A 14,043-nucleotide genomic window follows, 5' to 3' on the forward strand; every position below is an offset into this window, starting at 1 on the left:
CCTATTTTAACGCGGCTTCCTTGCCAGGTCGTGAAGGAAATCCGCGCAATTATACCTTGTCCGTCTCGACATGGGCCAACATCCATTTCGCAAAACGATGTTTCCCTTGATGGAAATGCGCCCGGCTCCTTCCGGTTGCAGTCCTGTCTGAGCCAGTGCTGATAATGCGTCATGCTTGCACAGGGCTGGCGTGGCTGCGCGGTTGACGCGGGCCGTACTTGGCGTTACGCCTGATCCGGCAATATGGCTTCGTGAATGCGGCAGGATCGTCCCATCGCGATTGTTCTGGGAGTGGAATGTGACGGGAAGGCTGGTAATCGTCGGGGCAGGGCAGGCCGCTTTCGCGCTGGCCGCAAAGCTCAGGGCGCTGAAGGATGAGCGCCCCATCACCATCATCGGTTCCGAGGATGCCTATCCTTACCAGCGGCCGCCGCTTTCCAAAAAATACCTTCTCGGCGAGATGAGCTTCGACCGGCTGATGTTTCGCCCCGTGGAATGGTACGCGGAAAACAATGTCGATATCCGGCTCTCCACCTGGGTGGAGGAGATCGACCGCGCGGCCAAATCGTTGCGCATGCAGGATGGCAGCACGCTTTCCTACGACAGGCTGGTGCTGGCAACCGGTGCTTCACCACGCCTGCTGCCCGCCAGCATCGGCGGCGATCTCGAAGGGGTTCTGACCGTTCGCGACAAGCGCGATGCCGACCGGCTGATGGAAGAGATGAAGCCCGGCCGCAGGCTGCTGGTTATCGGCGGCGGTTATATCGGTCTGGAAGCGGCGGCTGTCGCCCGCAAGCTCGGCCTCGATGTGACCTTGATCGAAATGGCCGACCGCATTCTCCAGCGTGTGGCAGCGCCGGAAACGGCTGACATCATGCGCGGCATCCATCAGGCAAACGGCGTCGCGATCCGCGAAAAGACCGGCCTTGTGCGTCTTGTCGGCATGGATGGCCGGGTTGCCGCCGCTGAACTTTCCGATGGCTCGACGCTCGACGTGGATTTCGTCATCGTCGGCATCGGCGTGACCCCGAATGATCGTCTTGCGCGCGAATCGGGCCTCGATGTCGGCAATGGCATAGTGGTGGACGAATATACCCGCAGCTCGGACAAGGATATTCATGCGGTGGGCGATTGTGCCTTGCTGCCCTGGCGTGGCCAGCATGTGCGAATCGAATCGGTCCAGAACGCGGTCGATCAGGCCGAGGCCGCCGCTCATGTGCTGGCGGGCACCGAAATCGCCTATGACGCCAAGCCGTGGTTCTGGTCGGATCAATACGAGGTGAAGCTGCAGATTGCCGGTTTCAATCTCGGTTATGACGAGACGGTGCTGCGGCCCGGCGCACGCGAAGGCAGCTGGTCTGTCTGGTATTTCCGCGATGGCCGCTTCGTGGCCGTCGATGCCGTCAATGACGCGAAGGCCTATGTCTCCGGCAAGAAACTGCTCGATACCGGCGCAGAGCCTGACCGCACCATCCTGGCGGACCCGTCTGCCGATCTGAAATTACTGCTCTCCTGAGGACATCATGCCCGCTCCCGAAAATCGTTTCAAAACAGCCATCCATGCCGGGAAGCCGCAAATCGGTCTCTGGCTCGACATGGGTGAGGCCATCACGGCGGAAATCGCCGGAACAGCGGGGTTCGACTGGCTGGTGATTGACGGCGAGCATGGGCCGAACGATCTGCGCAGCATCATCGACCAGCTGCGCGCGCTCGCCACCTCGCCCGCCGAACCGGTGGTGCGTGTGCCGGTCGGCGAAAGCTGGATGATCAAGCAGCTATTGGATGCGGGCGCCCGCACGCTGCTCGTTCCGATGGTTGATTCGGCAGCTCAGGCTGAAGGTTTGGTCAGCGCCATGCATTATCCGCCACGCGGTATTCGCGGCATGGGGGCGGCCGTTGCCCGCGCATCCGCCTTCAATACGATAACTGACTATGCCGATAGCGCCTCCGATAGCGTCTGCCTGCTGGTGCAGGCCGAAACCCGTGCGGCGATCAACGATCTCGACAATATTCTCGCGGTGGAAGGGGTGGACGGCGTCTTCATCGGCCCGGCGGATCTTGCGGCGGATATGGGCTATCTCGGCAGGCTGGATGAGCCTGAAGTGCAGGCGGTCATCGAGGCGGCAATCGTCAAGATCGTCGCAGCCGGCAAGGCTGCCGGCATTCTCACCTTCAATGAGACTTTCAATCGCCGCTATCTCGAACTCGGTGCGTCCTTTGTCGCCGTCGGTGCCGATGTCACGGAATTTGCCAACACGTTGCGGTCGCTCTCCAGCCGCTACAAGGGCGGCGTAGCACCTGCGGCGAAATCCGGATATTGACGCTCAATCGTCGTTGCTGGCATTCAGCTTTTCCGGCGGAATGCCCTCTTCGCCGGAGGCAAGATAACCGTTGTTGATGAGGGCGGCGCGGACGATGCGCTGGATCGCCTCATCCCTGTTAATGCCGTGATCTCTCGCAAAATCCGACAATGCCTCTTCAAGATCGTCGCTGAACTGCATGTTCGCCCCCATTTTTCATGTCTTTGGAATTAACGCGAAGAAGCAAGGCGGAATAAATCCCGCCTTGCCCTGGGTTTTGGTCGTATAGGCAGACTATCAGCGCCAGCGATAAAGGCTGCTGTTGGACGAGCTCTGCTGTGTGCCCGCGCCGACCGCATAACCGATGGCAAAACCGAGTGCGCCGACGATCGTCAGCAGCGAGGTCGCGGTGCCGGGATTTTCCTTGACCGCCTCCACGACGTTCTGTCCCTGGGCGCGCACGTTGCTTGCCGCCTTGCGAACGCGGCCACGTGCCTCATCCAGAAATTCGGATGCATCCTCGCCTACACCTTCCGCGCGGGCGGAAACGGATTTGGAGAGAGACGCGATTTGCGTGCGCAACTCCGCAATCTGGTTTTCGATCGTGTCTTCGACAACATTCAGTTTGGTCTGAGCCATTAGAACACCTCTTTTGTTTCCGAAGCGAGAACGTGCCGGCCTTAAAGAAGTTCCCCAATTGCCTGCAAAGTTTCACTGACCGTTGCTCCACCAACAGGTTTTTCGGCTTCTCGGCGAAAAAGCCTTGCAATCATTTTTTTTAAGCAATAATCAGGCCGCACCGGAGAGGTGGCCGAGTGGTCGAAGGCGCTCCCCTGCTAAGGGAGTATACGTCAAAAGCGTATCGTGGGTTCGAATCCCATCCTCTCCGCCATTTCGGCACAAACGGGAAATTCCGTACCGCCGACTTCCCCCGCTACCAGGCCTTAAGCATTTTTATCGTGTGCGGATTGAATCATCCACCGCCTCTTGAGGCGATGCGCTTCGCAGCATGGGCGCCGATACAAGCCGCGTCGGTGCGTGCCAGATCCCGAATAGAGATGAGGCCAGAAAAGCGTTCACAGGGGGTTCTGCGGGTCGAACAAGCGGCTCCGCTCAGTGCGTACACCTGACACTATCCGGGGTCTTTCCCGTCCACGTCCGAAAGGCGCGATAAAACGAGTTCGGCTCATCAAACCCGAGCAGGAAAGAGATCTCTGTCAGGGGCAGGGCCGTCTTCATGAGGTAGTGGTGTGCAAGAGCTTCGCGTGTCTCCGCCAGGAGTTGCTGATAGCTGGCGCCTTCAGACTCGATGCGCCGTTGCAAGGTTCGCTTGCTCATCGCGAGCTTCCCGGCGATCGCCTCAACGGAAATACGCCCGCTCGGGATTCCCTCGAGAAGGGCCGCACGAACGCGTTGCGACGTCGTGACATCTCCATCCAGTTCGGCGAGCTGCTGCCGTAGATGGGGCTCGAATGTCGCCCACATTTGCGAATTTGAGGTCAGGAAGGGGCGGGTCGCATCGGCTGCACTAAAGACGAGCTGATAGTGCGCCCCCTGTTTCAGGCTTATCCCAAGAAAAGCTTCGTAAGGGGCGATCGGTGAGGGCAGGGCGGTCGCCGTCACTGCGATTGGAATAACCGTCTCGCGCGTCCCCATGCGAGCGAGCGACACGAAAAAGATCAGTTCCAGCAGGATCAGGGAATCCGGCGGCTGGTCCGCACAGATCCACGAGAGCACCAAGGTCATCGCATCATGCTCCTCCAATACCTCGATGTGCATTGGCGCGATCAGCCGCTTGTATTGAGCGATGCGGCGGATGGCCGTTACGAGGTTCGGGCTGCACAAGGCGGCGAAGATCGGCGGCGAAAAAGCTTCGCCGCGGATCGCTTCACACACCCGCAGCGGGAGAAGTCCATCACCCGCCTCCGCCTCCATTCCTTTCCAGAGACGGTGGTATTCATCGGGCAGGAGGCGAACTGAGCGGTGTTGCAGAAGATCGTCTGACAGGCCCGCACGCCGCAGGGCGTTGGCAGGGACGATGCCGAGGTCCTTGAGAATCATCCGCCAAGTTGTATCAATCGCGTAGGTGTTCGATGAGGCCATTCTGGTTTCTCGCGCGCGGTGACGTCAGCCGTCCACTTGCAGCGCATATTTCAACGGCCAGCAACTTTCAGCAATACCGACCGGACGTTTATTGCACGATGCGCAGGGAGCGACATACTGGAAGCAGATTATTGGTAAACGCGTTCGCCCGTGCGAAGAGTTCGGTCAAATTCTCTTCGTCGGTTTCGAGCGTTTTTCCCTCCTTCAACAATTTCTGTCCCTGGGGAGCAAGCACTGACCAGGCATAAATGGCCCATTCTTCCGGCTGCTCTTTACCGTCACTTATCGCCAGAAGAAAAAGCTGTTCGAACCTGTCCAGCCTGACGCCACCGCCGGTCACCGGAGAGGCGAGAAACTGTAGAGTTTCGCTGTCCTTCGCGCTCCTGCAAACAGCAGCGTTGAACGCGGCGCAGCTTTTATCGCGCTTCGCCTGTCCCTCCGCCCGCAGGCATGGCTGGAGGTATCCTGCGCCGACGAGTGTGCTCAGCGTGTCCGTCACTTGCCCCCAGGACAGAGAACGACCAACGATACCGTCGCTCAAAATTTCCCGCACGGTAACGGGACCGCCAGACAGAACATTCAGCAGCGGCTCGTAAACCGCCTCTTGAAGCTGCTGATTTGTAAAACGCCGTTTCAGGGCTGCGGCAACCACGTCGCGCGGTCTGGAAAGCGCAAACCGGGCATCGATCCATCCGCCTGCCGAACTTCGAACCGAATGGGGGATTGCGCCCTTTACGAACAGATCTCGGCGAAACTGCTCATTCGTCACGATGGCTTTCAACGCCTCGCGCTGTATCGGATCCGCCTCACCGCCCAGCAAATCCTGCTGCGCGGGGCTCAGCAACTGGCTCTCTACCACATCAAGCAGATCGACCGAGCCGAGGAATGAGAGCTTTGCCGCAGACAACTCCCTGACGACATCCGCAAAATACATGGGATGCCAGTCCTCATTGAAATATTCGTGCGCGAGATAATTGCGCGGCATCGGCTGCATCTGGCCGAAATGCGTTTTCACCGAAGGATTGTTTTTGAAATATCCTGCATCTGATTTGAGAAGCGTGTCCGCGAAAGCGAGGGCTTCCTCGATGCGCGCCTGCAATGGTCCTGAACTTCGATTTGCCCGATCGATAAGGATGCGCCGCAAAGGCAGGACAGACGACCAGCCGGGAAGTGTGTTGTAGCTGATGAAGACGAGACCACCGGGCTTCAGCTTGCGAAAGATGAAGTCTGCGATCTCCCCGCGGTTCTTTGCCGATATCCAGCTGTAGACCCCGTGGAGGGAGATGATATCGAAGCCATCCGGAAGCGCGGGCTCGTCGGTAAAATCTGCGAACGCATGCTCGTAAAAGTGGACATTGGCGAGTGCGGCGTCATTGGCCAGCGATCGCGCGCCGGCAATGTGGGCGGGATTGAAATCATTGGCATAAAATTCGATGTCGGGATTGGCGGCGGCAAGAAGATTAGTCGAAAATCCTTGGCCGCAGCCAAGCTCGCAATATTTCAGTGGCCGGCCTTCAAAGGCAAATTTCTGCCCCCTGCAAAGGGCTGCGAAGCCCAGCAATGAAGGCGTCAACTCCCGGTAAAAATCGAACGTATAGTCCAGGCCGTCTACATAACCCTGCGTCCAAGACATCAAAATATACCTGCTGTTGATACCGGCTTTAATTTGGGCCTATCACTTCGCACGCCCGCAACGGGCGAAGTCCATCGCCCGTTCCTCCTCGATTTCGTTCCAGAGGCGGTGATATTCATCAAGCAGCGGGCGAACAGATGGGCGTTGCAGAAGATCGTCCGATGGGCCGGCGATACAACTTAAACCATCCCGACCTGCGCCTTCAGAGCAGCAAAAAACTCTGCATCGTCTGACGCGTCGCGCGCGGCCAGAAACCGCTCCGCATCAGCGCCAGCGATATAGCGGAGCCGGTCGCTCTCGTCCGTTGTCGCTTCGTAAACGACTTCCGCAATCGCCTCCGGCGACGAGGTGTGTTCCTTCATCGAACTCACAAGATCCCCCATGCCCTGAATAAGGGGCTGATATTCAACAAGCGCCGGATCGTTGTTGTATTCGAAGGACCGCCCGGAAAAATCGGTATTGATCATGCCGGGCTGGACAATTTTCACACGGATGCCAATTGGCGCCAGCTCATATTGCAGCGCTTCAGAAAAGCCCTCCACCGCGAACTTGGTACCGTGATAAAGCGTGCCGGTCGGAAAGGCGATCCGTCCACCCATCGATGAGATGTTGACGATTGTACCACTGCGGTTTGCCCGGAAATGTGGCAGAAGGGCTTTGGTCGTTGCCATCAGTCCAAGGACGTTCACTTCATATTGGCGGCGAATACTTTTCAGAGGCGTTGTCTCAAGGGGGCCGTAAGCGCCATAGCCCGCATTGTTGACGAGGGCGTCGATACGCCCGAACGCTGCCAGGCCGGCGACCACCGCGGCAGTGATCGACACGGCATCCTGAACATCGAGGCGGGTGACGAGGGTATTGGCAAGCTGCGTCAGCTCTGTTTCGGACGCAGGGTCGCGCATCGTTGCGATGACGTTCCATCCCTTCGCCTGAAAGAGCTTGGCCGTGGCACGGCCAAGTCCACTCGAAGTTCCGGTAATGAGGATCGTTCCAGTCATCTTGCGCTTCCCAATTTCGTGATGAGCGACTGTTTATGGGATTGGTTTTTCGGCGTCAGTATCGGACCGCGCCATTGTACTATCGGATCGCGCCAACCTTTGCGTGATCAAGCCTGGTAACCAGCCCTCGCTCCTTCCGACAGTCCCGCGCAGAGCGGAGCGCGCGTTTTCTCACGGCGCTCACGAAATTGAGATGCCGGTCCCATGAGGCTCATGCTGGGGCTATGCGCCAACCGTGTGAACTGAACGACTCACATTGTGTCGTGTTCAGCGACACGCACCTGTTTGATGCAAATCAGCACGCCGTATGACGGACCGGAACCAGCTTTCCGATTCGTTGTCTGATGAAACGGCGTCGACCCGTCTGTGTTTATCGGTGCTGTTGGTGATGCCGTATCGGGGACGGGATAAGGGAAAGCAAAAATTTCCGTTATCCTTGGCCGGCGAAGCAATAGTTCATGGAAAAGGCTCGTAGTTTAGAAAGGCCTTGTTAACCGCGCTAACTAACGGATTTTCAAAGAACTTCTTAACGCATTGTAAAGCCGCCTGCCAGCTGGCGGCGCGCTGTGTGTTGTTTCCGCAACAAACCGAAATGAAGCATATACGTAAATGCGGTTTATCGGATGTTGGCGATTGCAAGCCGCGAAACCTTTTGTATTTTCACGACCAGAAGCGAGGCGGTGGATCGTTTGGCTTCTAAGAACACGGGAATGGGGCAGGGAATGCTGTCCTTCAGCGAAAGTACCCAGACCCTTTTAAAAACTTTGACTGGAGGTCAACCATGAACATCAAGAGCCTTTTGATCGGCTCCGCTGCGGCACTCGCAGCAGTATCCGGCGCCCAGGCTGCTGACGCTATCGTCGCTGCTGAGCCTGAGCCCCTCGAATACGTTCGCGTTTGCGACGCTTTCGGCACCGGCTTCTTCTACATCCCCGGCACCGAAACCTGCCTGAAGTTCCAGGGCTACGTTCGTTTCCAGACCGACTTCGGTCGTGACAAGAAGGGCACGTCTGACTGGAACTCGTTCACGCGCGCTCAGTTTGAAGTTGACACCCGCACCGACACCGAACTCGGCGCTCTGCGTGGCTTCATCGGCTTCCGTGGCAATGCTGACAACGGTTCTGCTTCTTCTTCGAGCGTTTTCGTTGACCAGGCCTTCATCGAACTCGGCGGCCTGAAGGTCGGTAAGTTCTACAGCTGGTGGGACGATGGCCTCTCTGGCGAAACGGACGAGCTGTCTTCCAACGCTCTGTTCAACTCCATTCGTTACACCTACGACGCTGGCTCCTTCTGGGCAGGCGCTTCGGTTGACGAACTCGAAGGCATCAACGTTCAGGGCTTCAATGAAGCTGACAACAACGTTGGTATCGCTCTCGGCGTTGGCGCCAAGCTCGGCGCAGCTTCCTTCCAGCTCATCGGCGGCTACGACACCGACCGCGAAAACGGCTCTGTACGCCTGATCGCAACGGCTGACGTTGGTCCGGGCACGCTTGGCCTGGCTGGTGTTTGGGCTTCTGGCGCAAACGCTTACTACAACGTCTCCGAGTGGGCAGTTGCTGCGGAATACGCCATCAAGGCAACCGACAAGCTGACGATCACCCCCGGCGTTCAGTACTACGGCAACTACGGCCTGGTTTCCTGGGACGACTTCTCGAACGACGACGGCTGGAAGGCTGGTCTGACGCTTGATTACAAGATCACGCAGGGCCTCTCCACGAAGATCGCTGTTAACTACATCGACATCGACAACCGTGACGACCAGGTTTCCGGTTTCGTTCGCCTTCAGCGTTCGTTCTAATCTGATCTGACATTGTCAGTGACGGAAAGCCCGGCTCTCGAGTCGGGCTTTTTTATTTTCTGTCAATCTGCCCTCGGAAGGCGCGTGTGATGCATCACTGGGTAGGTGGTCGAGATACGATTGACTGCGGCGCTTCGAGTTCATTTTCTCCGATTGGCCTCAGACAGCGTCCATGGCTGCCGATTCGTTCAGCATCTCTTGCTTGGGCGCAATATATCAAGCGGGGCGGTGAGGTGGTTCTGAGCGCTGAATCTGTCCGATTCTAAAGCCTCGTAAATCTCCTTTTTTGACAACTTCGCGTGGCCTGATTGCGTCAGTATTCTGCTTGCAGGCCGGATCTTGCTCGCGAGGGAATTTCACCTTTCCTCGTAAGTATATGAAATAAATAGGAAATTAACGATTCATTAAGAATTGGAGTGGGGGCAATTAGAATTGTAGCTATTTCGCAACAATGAAAAACTAAGGACACCTTACTGTCTTCCTTTTGTCACGATTGCGATTGCCTGTCCGGCCGGTTTTGGCTCTAATCATCTCCATAAGCGGCACGCATCGATTTGTGTTTCCCACTCGCTGCTTAGAAGATTAAGCGTTTGACTGGAGGTCAACCATGAACATCAAGAGCCTTCTCATCGGCTCCGCTGCGGCTCTCGCAGCAGTATCCGGCGCACAGGCTGCTGACGCTATCGTCGCTGCTGAGCCTGAGCCCCTTGAATACGTTCGCGTTTGCGACGCTTTCGGCACCGGCTTCTTCTACATCCCCGGCACCGAAACCTGCCTGAAGTTCGGCGGTTACATCCGTTTCCAGACCAACTTTGGCCGCGACGCCAAGGGCACGTCTGATTGGAACTCGTTCACGCGCGCCCAGTTCGAAGTTGACACCCGCACCGACACCGAACTCGGTGCTCTGCGTGGCTTCATCGGCTTCCGTGGCAATGCCGACAACGGTACGGCTTCTGGTTCCAGCGTTTTCGTTGATCAGGCCTTCATCGAACTCGGCGGCCTGAAGGTCGGTAAGTTCTACAGCTGGTGGGACGACGATCTGAATGGCGAAACCGACATTCTGTCCACGAACACCCTGTTCAACTCGATCAAGTACACCTACGACGCAGGTTCTTTCCAGGCTGCTCTCTCGGTTGACGAGCTTGAAGGTTCGTACGGTCAGTACCAGTACGGTCCGGACAACAACGTCGGCATCGGCGGCATGATCGGCGGCAAGTTCGGCGCAGTTACCGCCAACCTGATCGCCAGCTACGACTTCGATGCAGAAAACGTTGCTATCCGCAGCATCCTGTTCGCTGACATTGGTCCGGGCACCTTCGGTCTTGCTGGTGTATGGGCTTCGGGCGACAACGCTTACTACGCAAAGTCTGAATGGGCTGTTGCCGTTGAGTACGCGATCAAGGCTACGGATCGTCTGACGCTTACCCCCGGCTTCGAATACCTCAGCAAGCTGGACGTCAACCCTGTTGACGGCGACTTCACTGGCGACCGCGACGCCTGGACTGCTGGTCTGACGGTTGACTACAAGATCACTGAAGGTCTGGCCACCAAGATCACCGCCAACTACTACGACGAAGATGGTCGTGACGATGAAGTCACCGGTTTCGTTCGCCTTCAGCGCACGTTCTAATCTGATCTGACATTGTCAGTGATGGAAAGCCCGGCTCTCGAGCCGGGCTTTTTCTTTTGAAGCCCATCAAAGGCAGAAAAGTCTTCCGTTCAAATGCGGAAAACAAAAAAGCACCGGACCAGCCGGTGCTCGAATGCATGCAGCGATCGGCCGATGCTGGCCGTTATCCCGCCCGCCCATGACGCAAATCATCGACGATATCGGCGGTCTGTCCAAGCCGGGTCTTGTAAACCTGATAATTCTCCATCACCCGCTGCACATAGTTGCGGGTTTCGGGGAAGGGGATGCGCTCGATCCAGTCAACCACCTCGTCGATCGGCTTACCGCGCGGGTCGCCGTAGCGGGAGATCCATTCCGGCACGCGCTTCGGGCCGGCATTGTAGGCGATGAAGGTGAGGATGTAGGAGCCGCCGAAACTGTCGATCTGCTCGCCAAGATAGTGAGCACCGAGTGTGGCGTTATATCCCGCGTCGCTCGTCAGCATCGCCTGTGTATAGGGCAGGCCATGGCGTCCGGCCACGCCCTTGGCGGTTCCTGGCAACAATTGCAGCAGCCCACGGGCATTGGCGGCGGAGACCGCGGCCGGGTTGAAGGCGCTCTCCTGCCGGGCGATGGCATAGGCAAGTGCCTTGCCGGAGCCGGCAATATTGGCGCTCGCGGGAATGACGCCAAGCGGATAGGCGAGCGCTGCCGCATCGATACCGCGGCTGAAGGCCGTCTTGCCGATTTGCAGCGAAACCTGATGGTTGCCGTTGCCCTCCGCGCGGGCGGCCAGAATGGCAAGTTCGCCCGGGCTGTCGAGCTGATCCGCCAGCGACCGGTAAAGGCTGTCGGCCCGCCAGCCATAACCTGCGGCCTCCAGCCGGTCGATGGCGCGCACGGCTTCGCGGTTGGCAAAACGTTCACGGTCGCCGCCACTGGGGGCGGGATAGGTCACGTTCAGTGTCTTTGCGCCTATCCGTGCAGCGGCGAGCTGGCCATAAAAGGTGCCGGGATGACCGGCGGCCTTGGTGAAGAAATCTCGCGCATTGCCCGGCCCGCCCGCTTCCGCCGCCCGTCCGAGCCAATAATAGGCGCGCGAGGCCGAAAGCGGCCGGTTCGAGGTCTGCAAAAGCGTATTGAAGTGGCGGGAGGCCGCCGCGGGGTCGCGCAGCGCCCGCAGCGCGTACCAGCCAGCGTGGAATTCCGCATCGGCAATATCAACGGCGGAGGTGGCCGAATGATTGGCGACGATGCGATAGGCCTCGGCGAAATCACCGAGATCGGCAAGACCGCGGGCGATGATGCGCCGCTCGTTCCACCATTCGCCGGGATTGACGAGTTTGCCCGCTTCTTTGGGTGCCTGCCGCAGCAGGGCGGCCGCTTCGGGGTATTTTTGCTGGTTGCGCAGGTTTTCAACGCGCGCGAAGAGAAAAGCCGTGTCGTTGCGCCATGTCGCGTCGACCTTGCCCAGGAGCGCGCCGGCATTGGCGGATCGCTGCAACACGGCGGCCCAGGCATTGTAAAGCGACTGCGCCTTGCCCAGATCGCCAAAGCGCTTCGCCTGGCCGATGCGGCTGCGATACATCAGGTAATCCATGCGCGCCTTGTGGTCGGCGGGCGTCAGATAGCTGGGGAACTCGGCAAGAACACGGTCTTCCATGTCCTTGTCCATGCCTTCGCTCACCCAGAGCTGGCGAATGAGGTTCTGTGCTTCGGCACCCTTGCCGGAAGAAGCAAAGGCCTTGGCGAGCACCACCGTGCCCTCGGCCGTTTCCGGCCGGCTGCTGCCAAAGGCGGCAAGCACCTGGGACGCGGGTGGATCTTCACGGTAGAGCGCTTTTTCGGAATTGCCGCGCAAGGTCGCCGCACCCGGCCAGCCGCTCAACTCGCGCTGGGCTGCGGCGATCTCGGCGGAAGGCACGTCCTTCTGGCCGGAAACGGCAATCGCCCAGGAAAGAATATGCCGGTCAAGGCTGCCCGTGGGCATGGCGTTGCGCAGTGCAATGGCGCGCGCGGCATCGCGGCTGGAAAGGGCGTCGAGGCCCGCCTTCAACTGGCCGGCATCGTCGGGACGGTTAAGCCGCGGTATCGCACCGGTAATTTCGGGGGAGGCGGGCATGAAGGCAGGAACGGTCGGCGCATTCGGCTTCACATAGGGAAGCGGCACCGAACCTTCCGGCACGGGGCCGGCCAGCGCGTTCCAAACGGTTGCGGCAAGACCTGCCGCCATCAATGCCCAAACTGTCTTTTTCATACCGCTCTTCATCACCGGACGGAAACAATCGACCTTCTTGTATTGTCAATTCATTGCAGCGGGATTGCGGGAAGCGCCTGTGGTTCTGGTCCGAAATCCCGCCTTCAAATCTACGGAGATCGAGGTTAACGAAATCTTACCTGCCGCCGCGCAATCCTATCAACTTTTATTCACCGGCTCGCGAGCGGCGCGCATTTCCACCGCCTCGTTTTTTCAGCTGCCGTGTGGCGCTCGAAGAGTGTCACACTTCCGACAATTTCGGACAAAATAGGCTTCCTTTGCGCTTGTCGGCGCCAAGGGCTGGCACTAATGTGTGCCGGTTTTAACCATCGAATGCGGCCGAAGCATGAACCGGCTCGGCGCCAGGAGCTTTGCATGTTCAAGGGATCAATTCCCGCCCTCATTACCCCGTTCACGGACAATGGCGCCGTGGACGAACAGGCATTTGCCGCCCATGTGGAATGGCAGATCGCCGAAGGCAGCAACGGACTTGTGCCCGTGGGCACGACGGGGGAATCTCCGACCCTGTCCCACGACGAGCACAAACGTGTGGTCGAGCTGTGCATTGAGGTAGCGGCGAAACGGGTTCCGGTCATTGCAGGTGCTGGCTCCAACAATACCGATGAGGCGATCGAGCTTGCCCTGCATGCGCAGGATGCCGGTGCGGACGCGCTGCTGGTGGTCACCCCTTATTACAACAAGCCGACACAGAAGGGGCTTTTCGCCCATTTTGCCGCTGTCGCCGAAGCGGTGAAGTTGCCGATCGTCATCTACAATATCCCGCCGCGCTCGGTCGTGGATATGTCGCCGGAAACCATGGGCGCGCTGGTCAAGGCCCATAAGAACATCGTTGGCGTCAAGGATGCGACGGGCAAGATCGACCGCGTTTCCGAACAGCGCATTTCCTGCGGCAAGGATTTCATCCAGCTTTCGGGTGAAGACGGCACGGCGCTCGGCTTCAACGCCCATGGCGGCGTCGGCTGCATTTCGGTCAGCGCCAATGTCGCGCCGCGCCTCTGTTCGGAGTTCCAGGCGGCGATGCTTGCCGGCGATTATGCCAAGGCCCTTGAGTATCAGGACCGCCTGATGCCGCTGCACAAGGCCATCTTCATGGAGCCCGGCGTCTGCGGCACCAAATATGCGCTTTCGAAAACCCGTGGCGGCAACCGCAAGGTTCGCTCGCCATTGATGAGCACGCTGGAACCGGCAACGGAAGCAGCCATCGACGCGGCGCTGAAGCATGCCGGCCTGATGAACTAAGAGACGCCTGAAAGCCTTAAAGGCGCGCAATGGACCTGCTTCGCGACAGAAGCGGTTCCGCGCGCCTTTTCTTTTTGCGACAACG

General features: G+C 58.5%; 11 protein-coding genes, 1 tRNA gene and 1 pseudogene. 6 read left to right on the forward strand and 7 right to left on the reverse strand.

Annotated features, from left to right (window positions below; all coding sequences use genetic code 11):
• The first annotated feature begins 298 nt into the window (after positions 1-298).
• Together JZY08_RS03700 and JZY08_RS03705 are read left to right on the forward strand one after the other, a co-directional pair.
• Positions 299-1,516 carry an FAD-dependent oxidoreductase gene (locus JZY08_RS03700; protein ID WP_216331038.1) on the forward strand — a complete coding sequence of 406 codons (1,218 nt, stop codon included), beginning with the start codon at positions 299-301 and terminating at the stop codon, positions 1,514-1,516.
• 7 nt (positions 1,517-1,523) lie between these two features.
• On the forward strand, positions 1,524-2,321 hold the full coding sequence (locus JZY08_RS03705; RefSeq protein ID WP_216331039.1) for an aldolase/citrate lyase family protein: 798 nt from the start codon (positions 1,524-1,526) through the stop codon (positions 2,319-2,321).
• Between the two features lie 3 nt (positions 2,322-2,324).
• On the opposite strand, the gene JZY08_RS03710 is transcribed toward JZY08_RS03705, so the two are convergent.
• Both JZY08_RS03710 and JZY08_RS03715 read right to left on the reverse strand, forming a co-directional pair.
• A complete protein-coding gene (locus tag JZY08_RS03710) occupies positions 2,325-2,501 on the reverse strand; it encodes a hypothetical protein (RefSeq protein WP_167373896.1) in 177 nt (58 codons plus the stop codon).
• 96 nt (positions 2,502-2,597) lie between these two features.
• On the reverse strand, positions 2,598-2,939 hold the full coding sequence (locus tag JZY08_RS03715) for a hypothetical protein (RefSeq protein ID WP_003496975.1): 342 nt from the start codon (positions 2,937-2,939) through the stop codon (positions 2,598-2,600).
• A gap of 162 nt (positions 2,940-3,101) precedes the next feature.
• Between JZY08_RS03715 and JZY08_RS03720 the strand changes: the two genes are divergently transcribed.
• A tRNA-Ser gene (locus JZY08_RS03720) sits at positions 3,102-3,192 on the forward strand.
• Between the two features lie 221 nt (positions 3,193-3,413).
• Here JZY08_RS03720 and JZY08_RS03725 read toward each other — a convergent pair.
• The 4 genes and pseudogenes from JZY08_RS03725 to JZY08_RS03735 form a co-directional block, all read right to left on the reverse strand.
• Positions 3,414-4,403, reverse strand: a complete 990-nt coding sequence (locus JZY08_RS03725; RefSeq protein WP_035242714.1) for an AraC family transcriptional regulator — start codon at positions 4,401-4,403, stop codon at positions 3,414-3,416.
• A gap of 88 nt (positions 4,404-4,491) precedes the next feature.
• Entirely contained in the window at positions 4,492-5,502 is a 1,011-nt protein-coding gene (locus JZY08_RS03730; protein WP_253204065.1) for a methyltransferase regulatory domain-containing protein, read from the reverse strand.
• A 135-nt stretch (positions 5,503-5,637) separates the two neighbouring features.
• A pseudogene (locus JZY08_RS27525) lies at positions 5,638-6,036 on the reverse strand (class I SAM-dependent methyltransferase); the annotation flags it as partial.
• 179 nt (positions 6,037-6,215) lie between these two features.
• A complete protein-coding gene (locus JZY08_RS03735) occupies positions 6,216-7,034 on the reverse strand; it encodes an SDR family oxidoreductase (RefSeq protein ID WP_216331041.1) in 819 nt (272 codons plus the stop codon).
• A gap of 781 nt (positions 7,035-7,815) precedes the next feature.
• Here JZY08_RS03735 and JZY08_RS03740 point away from each other — a divergent pair.
• A complete protein-coding gene (locus JZY08_RS03740; protein WP_216331042.1) occupies positions 7,816-8,832 on the forward strand; it encodes a porin in 1,017 nt (338 codons plus the stop codon).
• A 607-nt stretch (positions 8,833-9,439) separates the two neighbouring features.
• A complete protein-coding gene (locus JZY08_RS03745; protein ID WP_216331043.1) occupies positions 9,440-10,462 on the forward strand; it encodes a porin in 1,023 nt (340 codons plus the stop codon).
• Positions 10,463-10,625: 163 nt separating this feature from the next.
• Here JZY08_RS03745 and JZY08_RS03750 read toward each other — a convergent pair whose 3' ends face one another.
• Positions 10,626-12,698: a lytic transglycosylase domain-containing protein gene (locus JZY08_RS03750; RefSeq protein ID WP_216331044.1), complete on the reverse strand. Its 2,073-nt coding sequence runs from the start codon at positions 12,696-12,698 to the stop codon at positions 10,626-10,628.
• A 375-nt stretch (positions 12,699-13,073) separates the two neighbouring features.
• On the opposite strand from JZY08_RS03750, the gene dapA reads away from it, so the two are divergent.
• Positions 13,074-13,958, forward strand: a complete 885-nt coding sequence (gene dapA / locus JZY08_RS03755) for a 4-hydroxy-tetrahydrodipicolinate synthase (protein WP_216331045.1) — start codon at positions 13,074-13,076, stop codon at positions 13,956-13,958.
• Positions 13,959-14,043: the final 85 nt, after the last annotated feature.

This window comes from Rhizobium sp. X9, from assembly GCF_018873185.1.
Taxonomy (GTDB): domain Bacteria; phylum Pseudomonadota; class Alphaproteobacteria; order Rhizobiales; family Rhizobiaceae; genus Agrobacterium; species Agrobacterium oryzihabitans.